We start from the raw sequence: 18774 nt of genomic DNA, 5'->3' as shown, positions 1-18774 counted from the left end.
TGTCATTCAATCCAGCGACAGGTGTGAAGCTTCATGAACGCATTGATTGTCACGGCTCACCCAGAGCCACATTCGTTTAATGGTGGGTTGGTCGATACCGCCGTCAATCAATTGAAAAAAGCAGGGCATTCGGTTGATGTGGATGATCTTTATGCTGAACGCTTCAACGCGATAGAGCACGCCGAACACTATTCCCAACGAGTTGATCAAGACTATTTCGCACCACTAGATGAGCAGCGCCATCATCACAAAAATGCAGCACTGCCCGCGGATATCCAGCGCGAGTTGGCAAGGCTGGAGTGGGCCGATCTGGTGATCTTTCAGTTCCCGCTATGGTGGCATGCACAGCCTGCTGTACTAAAAGGATGGTTTGATCGGGTATTGGTTTATGGCGGGCGCTACACAAGTCGCATGCGTTACGATCAAGGTTACTTTAAAGGTAAACGCGCCATGCTGTCGGTGACCGCAGGCTCACCGGAAGCCGCTTTTCAACCCTTTGGCCGGGCGGGCAATATGGCGGCCTGGCTATGGCCCATTCACTCATCGCTTTATTACGTAGGGTTTGACGTACTGGCGCCTCAACTGAGTTACGGCGTGCAGGGTGGCGGCATTAAGTATCAGAATGAGGAAGCTCTACGCAAACATCTCAATGTCTGTAAACAGCGCTGGGCCGAGCGTCTAACGCACTGGGAGCGTGAAAAGCCGATACCGTTTGCTGGATGGGAAGACTGGGATGAAGAAGGCATGCTAAGTAAAACGGCACCTCTTCGCTGGCGGCTAGGCTAGGTACATATACTGGGCGATGTCCGTGCTAAAGGCTTCGCTACTTAATCTTGTGTACACTTGGCGTTCGCAAAATAACGCCACGGGTAAAAGGTAGCTGGTATGTCCTTGGATTTTCGCTGGTCACGGTTTGATGAGCTCAGCACGCGCGAATTTTATGAAATCGTAAAGGCACGCATAGCGGTGTTTGTGGTGGAACAGCGGTGTGCCTATCAGGAAGTTGATGAGCTGGACCCGCTTGCCTGGCATCTTTCCGCAACGGTTGATGGTCAGCTCGCGGCGTATATCCGAGTAGTGGGGCCGGGTGATAAGTTTTCTGAGCCCTCAATTGGCCGGGTGATGACCCTTAAGGCTTTTCGAGGGCATCAGTATGGCCGAGCGCTTATGGGCGAGGCGATTCGTTTTACCGAGCAAACCTATCCTGGTATGGGCATTAAGATCGGCGCACAAGTCTATTTAAACGCTTTCTACGAGTCGTTTGGGTTCGAGCGCATCAGTGAGCCCTACGATGAAGACGGCATACCACATATTGATATGGCAAAACCGCGATAATACCTGTTGCTATCGACCGCTCTGTTCCGTCTCGAAGATGGTGTTGCTGGGTATCGCTGGAGCAACATCACCGTAGGGCTGCGTAGTAGACTATTGAGTAGTAATCTCTACGGCTGTGCCAGCCACTACGACTCCTCCTTGCACTGGTACTTCAACTTGCAGAAGACTTAACCGTCCCATTTCTTCACCCTGCTTTATAAGAAATTTCTCAGGAGCGTTAATCAGCTTGGCTTCGCGTAGATATCCTCCTAGCGCTGCAGCCGCAGCTCCAGTCGCCGGGTCTTCTACTACGCCACCGACTGGAAAGGGGTTTCGCGAATGGAAAAGGTTATTACTCTCGCGGAAAACAAGCTGTAGCGTTGTTAGCCCTTCTCGTAACATCAGAGATTTCAGCTCATTAAAATCGTAATCAAGTTGACTTAATGTGTGTCGAGAACCAACTGCCAGCACAAGATGCCATGCTCCTCCATAGGCTAAAGCTGGAGGGATAGATGGATCCATTTTGTCAAGAGACCAATTAAGCCGTTCTAATACCTCATTAACAAGCTCTACAGGAGCAGGCCTATGGTCAGGTTCAACTGAGGTTAACGCTGCCTGAATTTGACCATCGATCATATCGACTTTCACTGGCACGCGCCCCACCGATGTATTCAGTTGATAAATGCCCATACCACTTAAGCGGCCCAGCATTACGGCGCTTGCAATCGTTGCATGCCCACAAAAGCTAACTTCTGCCAGTGGGCTATAGTAACGAATAGTTCTAACTTCTCCTGTTGATGGTGCAATAAATGCTGTTTCCGAGTATCCAACCTCTGCAGCGATATTTTGCATTTCCTTTTTTTTAGGTAGCTCATCTCCAATCCATACTCCTGCAGGGTTACCACCAGAAGGAACATCAGAAAAGGCAGTTAATCGATATAACAGGCTACTCATGAGGCTTTTCCTCTTGAAGGTGGGGAAGGTAGTATCATTTTGACGTCAAAAAAAATAATGGAAACTTCTTTTTTCTCACCTATAGGGTTACTAAAATTTAGCCATGAGTAGTGTCAATTTCCCTCCTTTAAACGCTCTTCGCGCCTTTGAAACTGCTGCACGATTAGGCAGCTTTGCCTCTGCTGCTCAGGAGCTTAACCTGACACCAGCCGCTGTTAGCCACCGTATAAAAGAGCTGGAAAGTAGGCTCGATATTTTGTTATTTGTACGTCAACCCCGTGGAGTAGTTCTGACAAATGCAGGACGTCGTTACTATGAGCGTTTATCGAGTATTTTTACCCAAATCGAACGAGCAACAAAAGAGCTTAGACAGGAGGGGATTGATGGTCTGTTGACGCTATCAGCACCTTCTTCTTTTATCCGTTGCTGGCTGATTCCGCGGCTTGCAAGCTTCCAGGCTCTTTATCCTGGTCTGCAACTGAAGTTGCGCGGTGAAAGTGATTTATTGAGCTTTCGAAATAATCAGGCAGATATTGGAATTCGTTTTGGTACAGGTAACTACCCAAACCTACATACTGAACAGCTAATGAGCGATGCCGTGACGATACTGGCTCCTTCAAAACGAGTAAGCGGCCTTCGCGATATTCGTCCTGAAAGTTTATTGCGTACTCAGTTTTTGTTGGAAGATAGTAGTATTCAACCAACAGAACCCTGGAATACATGGCAGCCTTGGCTCCGTGAAATTGGGGTTGAGTTTCATCCATCCCTACGTAAATTACAGTTTTCTGACAGTAATCTGACCTTGGCAGCCTGTGCTGAGGGGCTTGGCCTTTGTATCGGGCGTTACTCTATTGTTAGTCAGCTTATTTTGGATAGAACAGTACAAGCAATTATGCCATGGCGTATACATGAGTTTGCCTATTATCTAGTTTTAAATCCGGCTGAAGTTGAAAATCTTCGTGTTATCGCATTTAAGCAGTGGTTAATGGGGCAGGTTGAAAGTTTTGAAAGTATGCGCGCAGATAATAATATTTGAAAAAAACAGCTATATTTATTTGGATGACGAAAATATAGGGCCAGGTTATTGATTTGTCTAAAAGTTAAAAACGTTGTTGGGTATGTGGGGGTATCCTGCATCTCTATAAAAGCGTGTCGCATACTAATTGCTTATTCAAAACTAATCGTGCGGTCAGTTTCATAGCTATCCAATAGCCGGTGTGTACCTCTTCACAGAGGTGGCCAAATAAAAGGTAAGCACTCAACGGCAGCCATGCGTACTTCATCTAACGCCACAGTATCCCAACCAGACTCAGCTCCGGCGAGTAGGCCGACAGGTAAAATAGATGCATACGGTGTGACATCCACTCTATTATCTTTCGCCGAAGGCCTGCGAGCGATGCATGCTGGCATTTTCGAGCAACACAACAGCGAAGGTATCCGGTTTTTCTGTACGTCAAACGCTTCGATAACCGTCTCGGAGGTCACCGATACGGTAGTGGTTCGGTAGATTTGTTTTCCAGTGCGGCTGAGGAATCCCAATGTGTTCAGACTTCGGCCGGGTGAGTGGACGGTCACCTCAAAGGGCTGTTCGATAGGGCTCCACGCATAGGGTATCGATGACGATTGTGAAAGCCGGACTCACCAAAGTAATAGAACTCATGCTCACCCAGGTTTGTTTTAGCCATCGTGATATGGCGTCGCGGCGAACCTGTAGTATCTGGCTGATTTGACTAATTGTATGACCCTGATTGCTCAGCAGGATGGCATGCGCACGACGGCGTAGTGCATGTTTCTCACTGTAGTGGTAGGCGGAAGACAGTGCGCTCTATTCAGGGTCAGTAAGCGGAGCAATGAAGCGTTTTAACATGGCTTCATCCGTGATAGCTACCTGACAACACGACACTTCAGATCAAGCACTTAGTACAGAACAATTGCTGCTTGATTCTCGTTCAGCGTGTAAAATGTTAACAAAGTTAAGCGTTTGTTGTTAGGTGGCTTTTCTTGTTGGCAAAACTATTAACGCTGCACCCATTTTATTCAGGCTAGTAACTACTTATTTATGAGAACCTTTGATCCACAACATTATGTTTTAGCTGGTCGCGGCTGGATGAATTAAGTACGTACGTTTTTTATGACATCGTAAGGGCACGTGAAGCGGTGTTAGTGGTGGAGCAGTAATGTGTCTATTAAGAGGTTGATGATTTGGATCCGCTTGCTAGGTATCTTTCCGCTACGGTTGATGGCCTGCTTGTGGCGTATATCCGGGTGGGGCGGCCGGGTGGTAAATTCGCTGAGCCTTCTATTGGATGGGTGATGACACTTAAGGCTTTCCGGGGCCGCCAATATAGCCGGGCGTTTATGAGCGAAGCTATCCGTTTCACCGAAAAAAACTATCCTGGCATGGGCATCAGTGAGCCCTACGATGAGGACGGCATACCGAATATTGATATGATCAAACCCGCCGCCCACGCTTAAACCAAAATGCGAGAGGAGTTGATACCCGTGACCGCTTCAGATGCCTGCTTTTCAGAGAGTGAACGCCACGGGCTTTATCGTGCCATTTATGAGCGCCGTGATGTGCGTTCACAGTTTCTTCCTGACCCGATTCCCGCTGACGTGCTGGCGCGTCTATTGCAGGCTGCCCACCATGCGCCTTCGGTAGGGTTCATGCAGCCCTGGGATTTTATGGTCATTGAAGGTGACGAGGTCAGGGCGTCTATCCTTGCGTTATTTGAGCAGGAAAACCAGAAAGCCGCTGAGCGTTTTGAGGGTGAGCGTAATGATCTTTACCGTAGCCTCAAGCTTCAAGGGATTGTCGAAAGCCCGCTGAATCTATGCATCACCTGCGACCGCAGCCGGGGTGGACCACACGTGCTAGGCCGCAACAGTATTGTCGAAACTGACTTGTTCAGCACGTGCCTAGCGGTGCAAAACCTGTGGTTGGCTGCGCGGGCCGAAGGGGTTGGCGTTGGCTGGGTAAGTATTATTGATCAGGCTCAGTTAAGTGCCGCCTTGAACCTGCCTGAACACGTATATCCCGTGGCCTATCTATGCCTTGGCTATGTCAGCGAGTTTCTGGATCAGCCGGAGCTTGAAGCCAAAGGCTGGCGCTCCAGGCTACCGTTAAGTGAGTTGGTACATGGCGATAGCTGGGGGAAGCTGCTTGAGAATGGTCCTCTTGATGCGCTGCTGCGCGATTCGTCACGCTAATCGCCGCAGGTGCGAGCTTTTGCATGATGGTGCGAGGTGGGCTACAGGATTGCCGTGACGGTGTTAATTTCAGCAAAATAAGGTAAATAGTGATGCGGGACACCACTATCCAGCGACTTAGCGCAGATAGTCCTCATCTTCCCACCGTAGTGCGCTGGACGTTTGCAGCGTGGGGGAATTTATACCCAGGGCTAACGCTAGAAGAAGCCATTGATGACACAATGTCTGAGTGCGGTATCTTAGGTGTACCCTCCGTATTTATTGCTTTGCAAGACGACGTACCTGTCGGCACTGCCTGCTTAATTGACGATGATATGAGCATTCGGCGCGAATTAACGCCGTGGCTGGCCTCTGTTTTCGTAGCGCCTGAGTGGCGCGGGCAGGGTGTTGCTTCCGCGCTGGTGCAACGCGTGGAGGCAGAAGTGCGCAATAGCGGTATTCACCAATGTTATCTCTATACCCCTGACCAGCAGTCGCTTTATCAGCGGCTAGGTTGGCAAGCGATAGAAACGCTTGAATACCGAGGCGAAACCGTGACGCTCATGCGACGCCTCTTAACGGAGTAAAGACGTTGATGACGCAGTGGACGCGGAGTGTACTACTTCGGTACCGTCGCACGCTGCCGCTTTGGAATACCTGGCGACAAGTCGTTGATCGGCCGACGATTTGCCGATCACACAACATGAAAATAGGTAGGCCAGTGGTACGACGGCTAACAAAATTTTAGGGAATCACCATGCGGCGTTTACTGGTACTGCCCACCTCGCGTGCGGGTTGGGGTTTATTAATTGCGTTTTTAACACTCATCGCTATGGGAACGTGGCCGATGATTGGTTGGGTAAACCGGGCAACATTAGTGCTAGGCCTGCCCTTGATGGTGGTATGGAGCTATCTGGTTATTTTTTCTTGCGTGGTAGTTATGCTGATAGGCAATCGTATCGTAGAGCGAGATAACCATGAATAGCCTCTGGCCTCTGCTGATTACGCTTATCTATGTGGCCATTGCCATGATGATTGGCTTACGCGCCCGCGGTGGTCAGGCCACCCGTGCCAATATGAATAGCCTGGAAGAGTGGGGGGTTGCTGGGCGTAGCATGGGGCCGGTCACGCTGTATCTGCTGATTGCCGCAGGGAGCGTCAGTGCTTATACCTTTATGGGCGCACCGGGCTGGGCTTATTCGAAGGGGGTCGCGGTCTTTTACGTCGCTATCTATTTGGCATATCTGGCCCTGATCGCTTGGTACTTTGGCCCAAAGGTATGGCAGTTTGGCGCTGAGTTTGGCCACGTTACTCAGGCAAGCGCGATTGCTGACCGTTATCAAAGCCCTGCCTTGGGGGCGCTGGCATCGCTGGTAATGGCGGTTGGCTCAATTGCTTACGCGGTGCTTCAAACGGTTGGTTCGGCCTATATTCTGTTTGTGATGAGCGGCGGTATCATTCCTGTCTGGTTAGGCGTTGTGTTGGTACTTGCCTCTATTGCTGTCTATTTGTACGCCAGCGGTCAGCGGGCGATTGGGCGTACCAATGCCTTTCAGGGCGTATTAATGTTGGTCGTTGCCTGGGCTGTAGGCTTGTGGGCAGTGCATAGCGCCACCGGCGGTTTAAGTTTTGCAGCGGTATTTGAGCGTATTCAGGCTGAGCATGTGGCGTTTTTAACCCTACCAGGGGCTGGCGGGGATATGAGTTTTAGCTTCTGGACCACCTCGATTATTGTCTCGATGTTCTCGTTTATGCCCCCGGTATGGACCCAGTGGATGAGTGCGTCTTCCGCACGCACTATCCGGCGCAGCGCTACCTGGCTGCCAACGTACTATGTGGTGATTTTACCCATGGTGGTTGTGGGCTTTATCGGTATTTACTCGCTACCTGACCTGGCGCGGGCAGACACGGTGGCCCTTGAATATGCCATGCAGCATTTGCCTGTTGTGCTGGTCGGGCTACTGGGGGCGGGTACCCTGGCGGCTTCCATGTCATCAAGTGAGCCGTTTATTCATTCGGTGTCGCTGTCATTAAGTAAGGATGTACTGCAACCGCTGTTAAAGCTTTCAAATGCTACTACTGGTCGACTTGCCAGGCTTATGATCTTACCCATCATGGCCTTGGTGATTGCACCGCTCGCGATTGCTGAACCGGGCAGTCTGGTGATGATTTTGCTGGTAGGGCTGGGGTTTGCCTCGCAAGTCTTGCCTGCTTTTGTTGGCATGTTCTTCTGGCCGCGCGCGTCACGCTTGGGCGTTATGGCGGGCATTGTGGCAGGTTTTTTGGTTACCGTGGCGTTTACTACGCTATGGCCACACCCGCTGGGAATCCACGCGGGGTTCTGGGGGCTAATCATCAACTTGCCGATATTTGTGGGAGTGTCGTTAGTGACTCCGGCCACACAAGCGGATGTCGTGGAGCGTTTTTTTCGTATTGCGGCGCCGCGTGGTTTAACCCGGCTTGGGAAAAAGGCAGCACTGTAGCGTCTCAGGTCATATCAACCTGTAGCATGGCGTGTTTACTGATTGCTTTTTGGCAATCAGCTTATCGCTGGACAGCGAGAGGGGGGGTTATGCTGGGCTACGACTGCCCCAGCATAAAATCGCGCGTTTTAGGCGTTTCAGGCCACACAATGCAGCGATTGCGGCCGCCGTTTTTAGCTTGATATAGCATCTCATCAGCCATTTTTAGCAGTTTGAATGGGTCCTGGGTATGGTCTGGATAAGTCGCTACTCCGCAAGAAAGCGTCACTTTTGTTAGTGGCGCTCCCTGGTATGCTAGAGAGAGTTCTGATGCCAGTGTCAATAGCGCGTTAGCACGAGACTCGGCAGCATGAACTGATGTCCCAGGTAGTAGAGCAACGAACTCTTCGCCTCCAAACCGACAAACGATATCAAGGCCACGAAAGTGATGCTTTAGCAGTTCCGCCATTTCCACCAGCACGCTATCGCCTGCATCATGGCCAAAGTGATCGTTGATCTGCTTAAAGTGGTCAATATCCAGCATGAGTAGCGATAGTTGGCTGGCGTTTTGCTGCGCGCGGAGGCATTCATGCTCGAACACTCTATCAAAATGACGTCGGTTATATAGGTTAGTGAGGGGGTCTTTAAAAGAGAGGTTTTCTAGCTCCTGGACGAGGCGGCCAAGCTTCTTGGTCCTTGATGCCACTTGATATTCCAGAGTTTCATTCGCAAGTGACATCTGCTGCTGAGTATGCCGGTAGTGCCAAAGAAAGATCGCCGCGTTAGCCAGTGAAAAGATCAGCGTGCCGTAGCTTAATGGTATGGTGCGCCAGGCAATAAAGCCGTGGGCTACCAGCATATCGGTCAATAAGAGTGGTATGAAAAAAGTGAAGCAAAGTGCTAATAATCGCTGCTCAGTACTTAGTTCTCGGAACCTAAACAGGGCGAGTATTAGCATGGTGGGCAGGGTGACGGTGAGTAATGCATCAAATACGGGAAAAGTGATAGAAAGGCTAACAAACCCTAATTGAACCAGGCTGATCGCTATGGCGAGATAGGCTAAGTGTAGCGCCCAAATACTGGTCAGCCAGCGCTTTGTTTTTCCGTTAAACCAATGGCTTAGTAGTAGCCCAAGAGCAATGGGTAGCGTGTAGTAACTGCCCGCGCGCAATGTATCCCAAGCCAAGGCATTATCAACGATCAACTGGCGAGCTGGCGCTTCAGCCAGCAACATTAGGCCAGAAGCATAGGCAAACAGAGCAATAGCTGAAAAGCCGCGCCTTTCAGGGCCAATAACGGCGAATATAGTTGCTATAAACGCTAAAACAAATACCAGGGCACTGACTGCAAGGTCTTGGACGGACATATGGATGATACTTTCCAATACCTCAAGACGCTCCATGACCTTTACTTCGCCCCACAGGCCGATATTGGTGTAATAGGAAAATACTCGGATGTTGAGCGGTTTGCCGGAAAAATCCTCAGGCAGTTCAACCATGTGCCACGGCCAGCCTGCAAAATCTCCCCGCCCTTGGGCATCGAATTCGCCGTACTGGTAGATCAGTGCATCATCCAGATAGATCTGGCCAATCAGGTTAATACTGGTGATGTAGAGTACGGGGTCATTCCAGTTACCGTCTGGCAATACACCGCGGAACCATACCTGTTCCTGGCCGTTTCTTTCCGGTGGGTCGGCAGGAAAGTTGATAGGGTTCCAGGTGAGTGATGTATCGGGCGGCTGGGAAAGAGTGCCTTGAGTTCCCGCAGGAAGGTCTCCCCAGTGGTACTCCCAGCTATGCAGAGGTTGGGGGGCTGAGTCAGCCTGTAAAACACCCGAATACAGCACCCACACGCAAAGTGTAATGCTCCACAGAATAGCCTTATATTTGCCATCCCCAAGCGGCAACAAAATTCTGTCCTGGTCGCTGTTATGCGGCTGTTAAACGCATCATCACTGATGATAAGTCAATGAAGTGATGCTAAAACCCGCTCGGCCAGCCAGTGTATACATAGTGAAAGCGGCTGATGATGCTCGGCTTGGCAGGGGGAGGAGCCCCCTGCTAGCTTAAAAACCGGCTGATAAACCTCATTTCCTCGTGGTGAAATGAAGTTGGTCATTCTGCGGGCTGTATAAAAAGGCGCGTATCGAAGTTTTGTTATTGCGCAAATTAAAGCAACTTTATGTCATGTTGGCTACGGAAAAAAGTCGGGTTTATTGTTACCCGACTTGGCCTGGTCTTTTTTAATGAGTGTTATCAGCTAATCGTTATTAACTGCTAATACTTCCGCCTACCACGCCGCTGCGAAAACTGTTGGATGGGTTGGTATTGTCGGTGCGGTGTTTTAGATGTTCTCCTACCGCATCCTCAGGTGAGCCTGCCAGTTCGCGGAACATGCCCATGGAACCCAGCAGAGCAGAAGATTCATAAGGCACAAAAACGCGCTCGCCGTCTTTCGCCATGTTGGGCAAACCCTTGATATAGCTCTGGCCGAGTAAATAACCCACCACGGTGCGTTTGTTTTCCTCGCTGTCGCCAATAGCATTCAATACCAGTTTGATGGACTCCTGCTCGCCCTGGGCGCGCAGAATGGCCGATTCCTTATCACCTTGGGCGTTGAGAATGGATGATTCACGCTGCCCTTGGGCCATGGCGATAGCCGCAGATTTTTCACCTTCTGCTTCGGTCACGGTAGCGCGGCGTTTACGTTCGGCGGCCATTTGCAGGCGCATGGCGGTTTCTACTTCTTCGGGCATGGCGATGTCCTGTACCTCGACGCGAGATATTTTGACCCCCCATTTGGATGCAGGCTCTTCCATGGCAGCCTGAATCTCATTGTTCACTTCCGCGCGGGATTCAAATAGTTTATCCAGCTCCATTTTACCGACCACCGAGCGTAGCGTGGTTTTCGCCAGAACCTCGACGGCCTGGCTCATGTTGACGACTTCGTAAACCGCGCGCTTAGGATCAATAATTTGATAATAAAGCGCGCCATTGATACGAACCGTTACGTTATCGGTGGTCACGACCGGCTGGCCGGGGAAATCCATCACCGTTTCACGGCGGTCAATGCGAATCTCATCCGTGGTAATTGCCTGGTACTCTTCGCCCATTTTGCGATAGCGCAGCATGGTGATCGCGCGGGGCTGCTCAATAAAGGGAACGATGATATTGATGCCACTTTCGAGCACACGATTAAATGAGCCGAGGCGCTCAACTACCATTACTTCCGACTGACGTACAATCACCAGCCCTTTGGAAATAATCACAATGCCGATAACGACAATAATCAGGCTTATTAATAAACCGGGGCTAATAGGTAAATCCATTATTAAGGCTCCTTGCGTAGGGTGGTATCGTCTTGCAAAGGGTTAGGGGCTGACGAGGGGAGGGCAACCAGCGCTGTGGTGCCTTCAAAGCGCTGAAAGATAACGGACGTATCGGGTGGAAGTTCTGTGGCACCTGTGTCCATAACGCGCAAGCGGTAAAAGTCGCCGTTAATTTTGATACCGGTCGCATCGTCATAATCGCGGCGCAACGTATGGTAATGATTGCCTTTTTCGACCCCAGTGCCGGTGGTGCCGTAGGCAACGCCGCGAGGAGAAAAGCGCGGACGAATCACCATCACACCCAAGGGAACTAATAGGCCAGAAAAAATGCCCATGCTCAGCAATTGCCAAGGTAGAGAGAGCCCAAGGGCAGTGACCGCCGCGGTAAGCGCGGCAGCAATACCCAGTGCCAGTAGTACCATTGCACCAGAGGTTAACTCCCCTAAACTGAGAAGTAGCGCCAGTACTAACCATGTATAAGCAGGGTTCCAATCCATAGCACCTCCTTTTAAAAAGTTCTCACAAGCGTACCCTAAGCCACGGCGTTAAGTCGGGTTAATTAGCGAATGAGCAAGCGATAGGCGAAAAACGCATTAGTGGTATTCTGCCTGCTTTAAGAAACCGCTTTAAAAAACATAGCGCACAAAGGGGAATCACGTGACGGGTGTGGTGTATTGGTTGGACATGATGGGTGTGATTGTTTTTGCGCTATCGGGCGTTATCCTTGCGTGTCGGTCAAAAATGGACCCGTTTGGCATGCTGGTGTTGGCCGCTGTGACCGGTATTGGTGGCGGTACACTGCGTGATTTAGTGCTGGGCTTGCGGCCTGTCTTTTGGGTCGCTGATCCCACTTACTTATGGGTTATCCTGGCAACGGTGGGCATTTCGCTGGTGGGGTTCCACTATATTCATCGCTTGTCGCGAAGGTTTTTGCCGATTGCGGATGCCTTTGGCCTTGCCTTGTTTACGGTCATCGGCACCCATAAAGCGCTGTTGCTGGGAACCTCCGGTGTAGTGGCGGTATTGATGGGCATGATGACCGGTGTCGCCGGCGGAATGATCCGCGACATGCTGGCTCAGCGCGTACCGATGGTGCTGCGCGAAGAGATCTACGCTACCGCTGCCATGGCTGGCGGCACTGTATATGTCGCGCTGAACACCTTGAATACGCCGCTGAGCGTTAGTATCGCCATGGCCTTGGCGATTACGCTGGGGCTGCGGTTAGCCGCGATTCGCTGGCACTTGGCATTGCCGGTGTTTGCTTGGGTCACTTTGCCGCCCAAAGAGACGGGTTCAGCAGCGCCGCTTTCGACGCCGGCTAAAGCCAGAGAGCGGGTCAGGATGATTCGGCGCCAGCGCAAAAAGCGCTAATCAGGACGAGGGTAACGAACCGCTTGCCGCCAGCGGTCAAACCACCGCTTGGGTTGCAGTACGTGTAACCTGGGTTCGCTGTTAACAAGCTCCACGCCTATGCCAAGTGCGCCAAGGCGGGCATAGAGCGCGCCATTGGCGCTCTGCTCTTCAAGCGTGACATCGGAAAGCAGCAGTAGAGGGCCGCCGGTGAGTACCAGGTTGCTCAGTTGGATACGTTCGCCATTAAGCGCAAGTTCAGCGGTGCCATTAACATTGTGCACGTTGAGTAGCCTGCCGAGCCAGTCGCTTTCTCGGGCACGGGCTAAAAACAACCTGGCGACCAAGCCGGTGTCGCGCATGGCCAGACGCAGCTGTGTGGACAGGCGAATGGGGTCATCCCAGGTAAGCTGTGCGTCATCCATGGAGAGCTGCACCCACCAGCCTGCGTCCTGAGCGCCTTGCTCGCTTATGCGGAACACATTTTCCAAGCGCAGAAATGAGTCATTAGCCGTAAAACGCCGTGCCTGTAAATCACCTTCAGTAAGTTGTAAGTAGAGTTCGATATCGCCACGTAGCCGCTGATCAAGAAGGGCGAGGTCGGCGCCAAACGCACGTAGGGTCATGTTGCCTTGGGCGCTCATCCCCTCCAAGAGCCACTCGCTGCCCAGGCTTGCCTGACCGCCAAGCAGGCGAAGGCCTGCATCTGCAGGCAAGTAGCGGTTATAGCGAGTAAAGTCCGGCACTTCGGTAATCGGCAAGTCTATTCGGGTAACAAAGTATTCTGCTTCTGGCGATATGAATACTTTGCTGAGCTGGTCTGTCTGGGTGGTTAAGGCAAAGTGACGCCCCTCTACATGAGGTTGGTCATCACCGTTACGCTGTAGCGAAAAGCGCGGAATACCCAGCGAAAGTTGTGCCTGTTCGGGGCTGTCGATTTGCGCGGTTAGCTCGCCGCGCCCGCTGGCCTGGTAGTCTAAAAAGGTGACTTCAAGCTGGTTGGCATCGATACGCAGCCGAGTAGGTGCCAACAGGCGCTTACCGCTAAAAGAGCCTTGGGCGAGCAGTTGCCCATTGCCAGACAACGAAACGCCGTGATCTGTGGGTAAAAAGGCGTTCAGAAAACTCAAGCGCTGCACGCTGCCCTCTAGCTGAAACTGCCCACTGGGAATCTCGCCACGCCGTTGAAAGCGGCCTTCGCGAATCACCAAGATACTTTCCAGGCGCTCTTCGGGCTGTGTGTCATCAGCGACCTGCCAGCGTAAACGGCTACCACTGATATCAACGCTTGTGCCATCGGTAGCGGCCTCGCGTAGTTGCAGTGAAAGCTGCATATCGCTAGTGAGCAGGGTGCTTTGCTCATCACGCTGCCAGCGGGTAGTGAGCGAATCGCCGGTTAAGGTAAGCGCTCCGCTAAGCTGTTCAGGGGTAATATGGAGCGTTCCATTACTTTGCGCTTGGCCGCTGACCAGGCTAAACGGAGCCGGGTCCGGCAGGTAGGTGGCAATATACGGTTGCAGGGCGCTAATACTGGCCATGCGGGCGTCCTGCCAGTGAAGTGTCGCGGTGGCGTGGCTGCGGGCTAATACGGGTTCGATAGGACTTTGTGCTACCAAGTCAAGTGTCGCGTCGTTAAGCAGTGTTTGGTCAGCGTGGGAGAGTGTTGCCTGGGAGAAACCAAGTGTCGCGTCCACCATCGAGGCGTCCTTTAGCTCAGCGTTAAGTATGCCTTGCCCTTGAGCGGTCATATCCAGTGCGTTGACCGCGATTGCGTCTGCCTCGACCCGCAAATGGGCGCTATGGGCGTGAGTGTCGCGAACGCTAACCCTAGCCTCTAAACGGCCATTGCCGGATAAGCGAATGCCCTGACCCTCCAGCGTATTGGCGAGGTAGCGGTCCATCATGTCCAGCCGGGTAATGGTGCCTTCAAGCGCCAGCTCAGCATCCGTGGGTGGAGTTAGTTGGTCCAGGCGCTGGTTGGCCATATCGCTTTTAAGGCTTAAGGCGGTATTTACCGCATAGGGCTGTGTATCTGCCAGCGTGACATCCTGCAGGCGAGTCTCAAAATCAATGTGGTGATCGGCTACGCGTAGCTGGACGCTTCCTCTACCGGTTGCTGTGTGGCGTGGGGGCGGTGCATCTGCCTTTCTCCAGGTCGTTGGTTGATCGTGCTCTAAAAGCGTTCGCTCATCCAGCGTTAAACGTAATTCAGGTGCCTTCAAAGTAAGCAGGCTGCCTGGTTTAAGTGTGCCTGAGACCAGTTCAATATAGCCCTCCAGTGCGCCGCGGCCGTCCAGGAAAAGCCACGGAATGGCCTCCAGGTAGGGCATGAATACATTCCAGGCATCTGCCTGCGCCTTAATATCAAGTGTTGCGGAAAGTGCCGCTAGCAGTTCAGGGTTAAGTGCACCCGTGGCCGGGTCCGTGGGCGTGATCTCATCAAGTGTTGCGGTGGCTTCAAGGGTTATGGCGTTAACCAGTGTGGCGTGGTCACTTGGGCGTATCAGGCGGCCTTCTGTGATTGCCAGGTTCACATGGGGTATGGCCAGGTTTTCACGGCTAAGGGTTGTATCAGCCACCTCTAGCGTGCCCTGCGCTTCAAGGGCGATATCACCCACCGTTAAGCGGCGAATTCCTTCGGCCTCTAATGCCTTGATATGTAACTCGCCGCGCAGTAGCGACCATAACGAGAGTGTGAGCGTGGCATGCTCGGCCTCAATTGCCATCGGTAGCGCATCGTCTTCACGGGCAAGATAAAGGTTGTCTACTTCCCAGCGTCCAGGGTGGCGGCTAGTTCCTTGGCTCCAGCGAACCTCAATACCTTCAAACTGAGAAATTCTTTCCGGTAACCACTGACTATTCAGCAACCAGTAGCTGCCCACCAGCCAAACCGTTATGATAAACAGGCTACTGATCAAGGTAGCCAATACAACGCGGGATAAGCGCTTTTTAGTAATGTTCGTGTTTGACATACTCGCTTCCTGGCAGGTGACTCCTGTTGGCGCGCGTTTTATGGCATTATGCGCGACGCTGGATAGTTATGGGTTTTCGATTTCAACGCTAGGCAGGCAGCAAACGCCATGTTCAAGGATTTTTACGCGCAACACGGAGAGTATGTAGTGGTCTCCGCCGAGCAGGCCAGCCGTTTCGCTAAAGGCGTGGCAGGTGATTACAACCCGATCCATAATCCGGGTGCGCGACGTTTCTGCGTGCCTGGTGACCTGTTGTTTACGCTAATACTGGTAAAGTTCGGGCTGTCGCGGCAAATGGAGTTTCGCTTCACCAATATGGTAAGTGCTGATACGCCACTGCTCTTTAGTGAAGCAGAAAATGGCGAGCTTCACGTAAGTGATGAGAGTGGAAAATGTTATTTACAGGTGGTTCGTGATGGCGAGACGACCCACGATAGCGCTGCTATTGAAGCCTTTGCTCGCTGCTATGTGGCGTTCTCAGGCAAAAATTTCCCGCATTATTTAAAGCCGCTAATGGAAAAGCATGGGGTAATGTTTAACCCTAAACGCCCTTTGGTTATCTACGATAGCATGGGTTTTTCATTAGAGCGTTTGGATGGGTTTACACCAGGCCTCGCCTTAACGCGCTCATCGCTGGATGTGCAGGGGAAGCGAGCAGACGCATTGCTTGAATTTTCCATTGAATCGAAGGGCGCTGCAATCGGTGTCGGCTCTAAAAAGCTGGTGGTCAGTGGCCTTTGTCATTATGACGCCGCTGAAATGGCCGCCATTGTTGATGAGTTTTACCGGCTTAAAGCCGCCTACGAAGCTGCCTGAGTTGTTTCTGCAGAGCTAACCCAGCAGAACTGGTTCTGAAATGCGATTCTTGCAGAACATTTTTGCAGCACGTTGAAGTGTTTCTAAAGGCCACCCGTTAATAGCGGGTGGCCTTTACGTATGGGGATCAGGCGGGGTGTTGCTCTACAGTGAGTTCTGGCTGACTGATGACCAAACCTACCGTGGTAATGCGCCCATCAAGTACGCCTTGAACGGAGAGGGTCACGTTTTCCAACGTTATTGAGTCACCTATGCGCGGTTCGTCCGTCAATCGCTCACGCAGAAGCGCGTCTAATGTGCAGTGCATATCACGGTCTAGCGTAATGCCATAGGAGCTAAATACTTCGTCAACGTTGGTGTTGCCTTTCAGGTGCAATATTTGGTTGGGGAGTTGGTAGTTGTCGACCGTGGCTCCCTCTGAAAAAATACAGTCAACAAACGGCAGAACCTGTGAACGCAGCACGACAAACAAGTGATCGCCTGGCTGTAATTGAGTGGACCCACGCGGTGGGATAACGTCTTTGCCACGGGTGATCATGGCCACCACTGTGCCGTCAGGCAGTGCGAGTTGCGATAAACGACGGTTGGCTGCACGAGTAAAGTCGCCTAGCCGATACTCCACAATGTCGGCGTCAACATCCTCCAATGAAGTAATCTCCAGACTGGCGGCAGGCACAACAGGCGGTGGTTCGGTAAGTTTTAGTTTACGCGCCAAGTAAGGCAGCGTAGTGCCTTGAATAGTGGCAGAAATTAATACCACGAAGAACACCACGTTGAAGATAAGTTCAGCGCCTTCCAGGCCGAAAATCAGTGGGAAAATAGCCAAAATAATGGGCACTGAGCCACGCAGGCCTACCCAGGCAACCAGCCCGGTTTCGCGGTTCGTAAAACCGAACATTTTTAGAATGGGAGTGACGGCGAGTGGGCGAGCCACCAAGGTTAATATAGCCGCAATCATCAGGCCTTCCAGCCATACATCCAGTAGGGAAACAGGATTAATCAGCAGCCCAAGCACCACGAACATGACGATCTGGCTCATCCACGCTAATCCGTCATGAAACAAAAACGTGCTGCGCTGAAAGGCAATCGGGCGATTGCCGATCATGACGCCTGCAATAAAAATCGCCAGGAAACCACTGCCTCCAAGGTTCGCAGCAACGCCAAAGGCGAAGAGCCCACATGCCGCAACCAGAACGGGATAAAGGCCCGATGTGACCAGATGAATACGGTTAATAAGTTGAACGGCTGCCCAGCCGACCAGCAAGCCGACGGCGCCACCTACCCCGATTTGCAGGATAAAGAGTTTTAACAGGCCCACTCCAAGGGGCATATCGTTAACCAGTACTTCAAGTAATCCAATGGTTAAGAAAATCGCCATCGGGTCGTTGGATGCGCTTTCAATTTCAAGCGTAGACTTGAGTCGTTGATTAATATGGATGCCAGCATTACGCAGTAATGAGAAAACCGCAGCGGCGTCGGTGGAGCCGACGATGGCGCCGAGTAATAAACCATCCAACAGGGGGAGCTTTAGAATATAAGCAGCAGCGACCCCGGTAATCATTGAGGTAATCAAAACGCCGAGCGTGGCCAATAGCGAGGCTGGCTTCCACACCAGGCGGATTGAGGCGAGGGGCGTTTGTAAGCCGCCATCGAACAGAATCATTGCCAGTGCCAACGTGCCTAGCGCGTGTGCCAAACCAGGATTATTAAAGTCGATACCGCCAATACCTGCTTCCCCCGCAAGCATACCGGTTCCTAAAAACAGTACGAGTACCGGCATACCCAAGCGAGCTGACAGCTTGCTTGAAATAATGCCGACCAGTAGCAGGATGGCTGCTAGTAAAATAAGTTGGTCCACCAGAAACATACGCACGATCCCTGAAATAACTTGATATGGCCAGACCTTTTAATAATAAATGCCTGGTGTCATGTACGTGGCAAAGAGGCGTTATGCACCTCTGTTAACCGTCGTTATTTGTTAAGCGTAGGGTGGTGCTCTGCAGGGAGGAAGGCCGCCTGGTAAGCCAGGGTTCGATGAGCCAAGGGTATTCAATACGCAGTGATAAACGGCAGGCGCAATACCAGGCCATCTTTCATGGGCGGGCAGAGCCACCCCGGTATCATTTTGAATTACTACCGGGTTTTGGCGTCGCTTGTCATGGTCCAGGCTAAGGCGATTAAGTGGGTTAGCCAGCACGATCAGCGGCTTGGCGTGGTCTTCCAGGGCTGAGTGATGAACTGGCTCAGCAGCCCGTGGCATCGCCTCGTGAGGAGCGGCGCACCACAGCAATAGCGCCAAGCTCCAGAGGCCCACTTGGCCGAGCCGGAGAGACGTCATAGCGGTGGGCATGTATTGCTGAGGCAAAGAGACATCTCCTGGGTGCGCCGT

17 protein-coding genes and 1 pseudogene are annotated in these 18774 nt (G+C 51.8%); 10 read left to right on the top strand and 8 right to left on the bottom strand.

The genetic code is table 11. The features are described from left to right. Positions 1–33 precede the first annotated feature (33 nt). Both ACT3TJ_RS04495 and ACT3TJ_RS04490 read left to right on the top strand, forming a co-directional pair. Positions 34–786, top strand: coding sequence for an NAD(P)H-dependent oxidoreductase (locus ACT3TJ_RS04495; RefSeq protein WP_193054788.1), 753 nt, complete (start codon positions 34–36; stop codon positions 784–786). 99 nt (positions 787–885) lie between these two features. Further along, positions 886–1335, top strand: coding sequence for a GNAT family N-acetyltransferase (locus ACT3TJ_RS04490; protein WP_193054789.1), 450 nt, complete (start codon positions 886–888; stop codon positions 1333–1335). Positions 1336–1425: 90 nt separating this feature from the next. On the opposite strand, the gene ACT3TJ_RS04485 is transcribed toward ACT3TJ_RS04490, so the two are convergent. Further along, a complete protein-coding gene (locus ACT3TJ_RS04485) occupies positions 1426–2268 on the bottom strand; it encodes a PhzF family phenazine biosynthesis protein (RefSeq protein WP_193054790.1) in 843 nt (280 codons plus the stop codon). Positions 2269–2371: 103 nt separating this feature from the next. Here ACT3TJ_RS04485 and ACT3TJ_RS04480 point away from each other — a divergent pair, with 103 nt between their 5' ends. Next, entirely contained in the window at positions 2372–3304 is a 933-nt protein-coding gene (locus tag ACT3TJ_RS04480) for a LysR substrate-binding domain-containing protein (RefSeq protein WP_193054791.1), read from the top strand. Between the two features lie 131 nt (positions 3305–3435). On the opposite strand, the pseudogene ACT3TJ_RS04475 reads toward ACT3TJ_RS04480, so the two are convergent. After that, positions 3436–4087, bottom strand: a pseudogene (locus ACT3TJ_RS04475) (transposase). 383 nt (positions 4088–4470) lie between these two features. Here ACT3TJ_RS04475 and ACT3TJ_RS04470 point away from each other — a divergent pair. The 5 genes from ACT3TJ_RS04470 to ACT3TJ_RS04450 all read left to right on the top strand — a co-directional run bounded on the left by ACT3TJ_RS04470 (position 4471) and on the right by ACT3TJ_RS04450 (position 7940). Continuing rightward, positions 4471–4743 (top strand): hypothetical protein, encoded by a 273-nt coding sequence (locus tag ACT3TJ_RS04470; protein WP_226912097.1) that lies wholly within the window; start codon positions 4471–4473, stop codon positions 4741–4743. Positions 4744–4749: 6 nt separating this feature from the next. Next, on the top strand, positions 4750–5478 hold the full coding sequence (gene bluB, locus ACT3TJ_RS04465) for a 5,6-dimethylbenzimidazole synthase (RefSeq protein WP_193054792.1): 729 nt from the start codon (positions 4750–4752) through the stop codon (positions 5476–5478). Between the two features lie 92 nt (positions 5479–5570). Continuing rightward, positions 5571–6044: a GNAT family N-acetyltransferase gene (locus ACT3TJ_RS04460; protein ID WP_193054793.1), complete on the top strand. Its 474-nt coding sequence runs from the start codon at positions 5571–5573 to the stop codon at positions 6042–6044. 170 nt (positions 6045–6214) lie between these two features. Further along, complete coding sequence (locus ACT3TJ_RS04455; protein ID WP_192527844.1) at positions 6215–6442, top strand: hypothetical protein; 228 nt, start codon at positions 6215–6217, stop codon at positions 6440–6442. Then, positions 6435–7940, top strand: coding sequence for a sodium:solute symporter family protein (locus ACT3TJ_RS04450; protein WP_193054794.1), 1506 nt, complete (start codon positions 6435–6437; stop codon positions 7938–7940). Before ACT3TJ_RS04455 ends, ACT3TJ_RS04450 begins: the two co-directional genes overlap by 8 nt. A gap of 97 nt (positions 7941–8037) precedes the next feature. Here the strand turns inward: ACT3TJ_RS04450 and ACT3TJ_RS04445 are convergent, their stop codons facing one another. From ACT3TJ_RS04445 to ACT3TJ_RS04435, 3 genes are all read right to left on the bottom strand, one after another. After that, a complete protein-coding gene (locus ACT3TJ_RS04445) occupies positions 8038–9828 on the bottom strand; it encodes a GGDEF domain-containing protein (protein WP_193054795.1) in 1791 nt (596 codons plus the stop codon). Positions 9829–10188: 360 nt separating this feature from the next. Next, positions 10189–11247: an SPFH domain-containing protein gene (locus ACT3TJ_RS04440; RefSeq protein WP_193054796.1), complete on the bottom strand. Its 1059-nt coding sequence runs from the start codon at positions 11245–11247 to the stop codon at positions 10189–10191. A 2-nt stretch (positions 11248–11249) separates the two neighbouring features. Then, positions 11250–11744, bottom strand: a complete 495-nt coding sequence (locus ACT3TJ_RS04435) for a nodulation efficiency, NfeD-like protein (RefSeq protein ID WP_441678920.1) — start codon at positions 11742–11744, stop codon at positions 11250–11252. Between the two features lie 160 nt (positions 11745–11904). Here ACT3TJ_RS04435 and ACT3TJ_RS04430 point away from each other — a divergent pair, with 160 nt between their 5' ends. Then, entirely contained in the window at positions 11905–12618 is a 714-nt protein-coding gene (locus ACT3TJ_RS04430; protein ID WP_172117241.1) for a trimeric intracellular cation channel family protein, read from the top strand. On the opposite strand, the gene ACT3TJ_RS04425 is transcribed toward ACT3TJ_RS04430, so the two are convergent. Further along, positions 12615–15569: a hypothetical protein gene (locus ACT3TJ_RS04425; RefSeq protein WP_444621842.1), complete on the bottom strand. Its 2955-nt coding sequence runs from the start codon at positions 15567–15569 to the stop codon at positions 12615–12617. The two genes, ACT3TJ_RS04430 and ACT3TJ_RS04425, sit on opposite strands and share 4 nt — an antisense overlap. Before the next feature lie 108 nt (positions 15570–15677). On the opposite strand from ACT3TJ_RS04425, the gene ACT3TJ_RS04420 reads away from it, so the two are divergent. Further along, positions 15678–16385, top strand: coding sequence for a DUF3581 family protein (locus ACT3TJ_RS04420; protein WP_172117239.1), 708 nt, complete (start codon positions 15678–15680; stop codon positions 16383–16385). 127 nt (positions 16386–16512) lie between these two features. On the opposite strand, the gene ACT3TJ_RS04415 is transcribed toward ACT3TJ_RS04420, so the two are convergent. Together ACT3TJ_RS04415 and ACT3TJ_RS04410 are read right to left on the bottom strand one after the other, a co-directional pair. Next, complete coding sequence (locus tag ACT3TJ_RS04415) at positions 16513–18252, bottom strand: potassium/proton antiporter (RefSeq protein ID WP_444621841.1); 1740 nt, start codon at positions 18250–18252, stop codon at positions 16513–16515. A 111-nt stretch (positions 18253–18363) separates the two neighbouring features. After that, positions 18364–18750 (bottom strand): hypothetical protein, encoded by a 387-nt coding sequence (locus ACT3TJ_RS04410; protein WP_172117237.1) that lies wholly within the window; start codon positions 18748–18750, stop codon positions 18364–18366. Positions 18751–18774: the final 24 nt, after the last annotated feature.

Source organism: Halomonas sp. AOP30-A1-24, assembly GCF_052378165.1.
Lineage (GTDB): Bacteria > Pseudomonadota > Gammaproteobacteria > Pseudomonadales > Halomonadaceae > Vreelandella > Vreelandella citrativorans.
The sequence above is the reverse complement of the archived record's forward strand: the minus strand, read 5'-3'. Positions and strand labels throughout refer to the sequence as shown.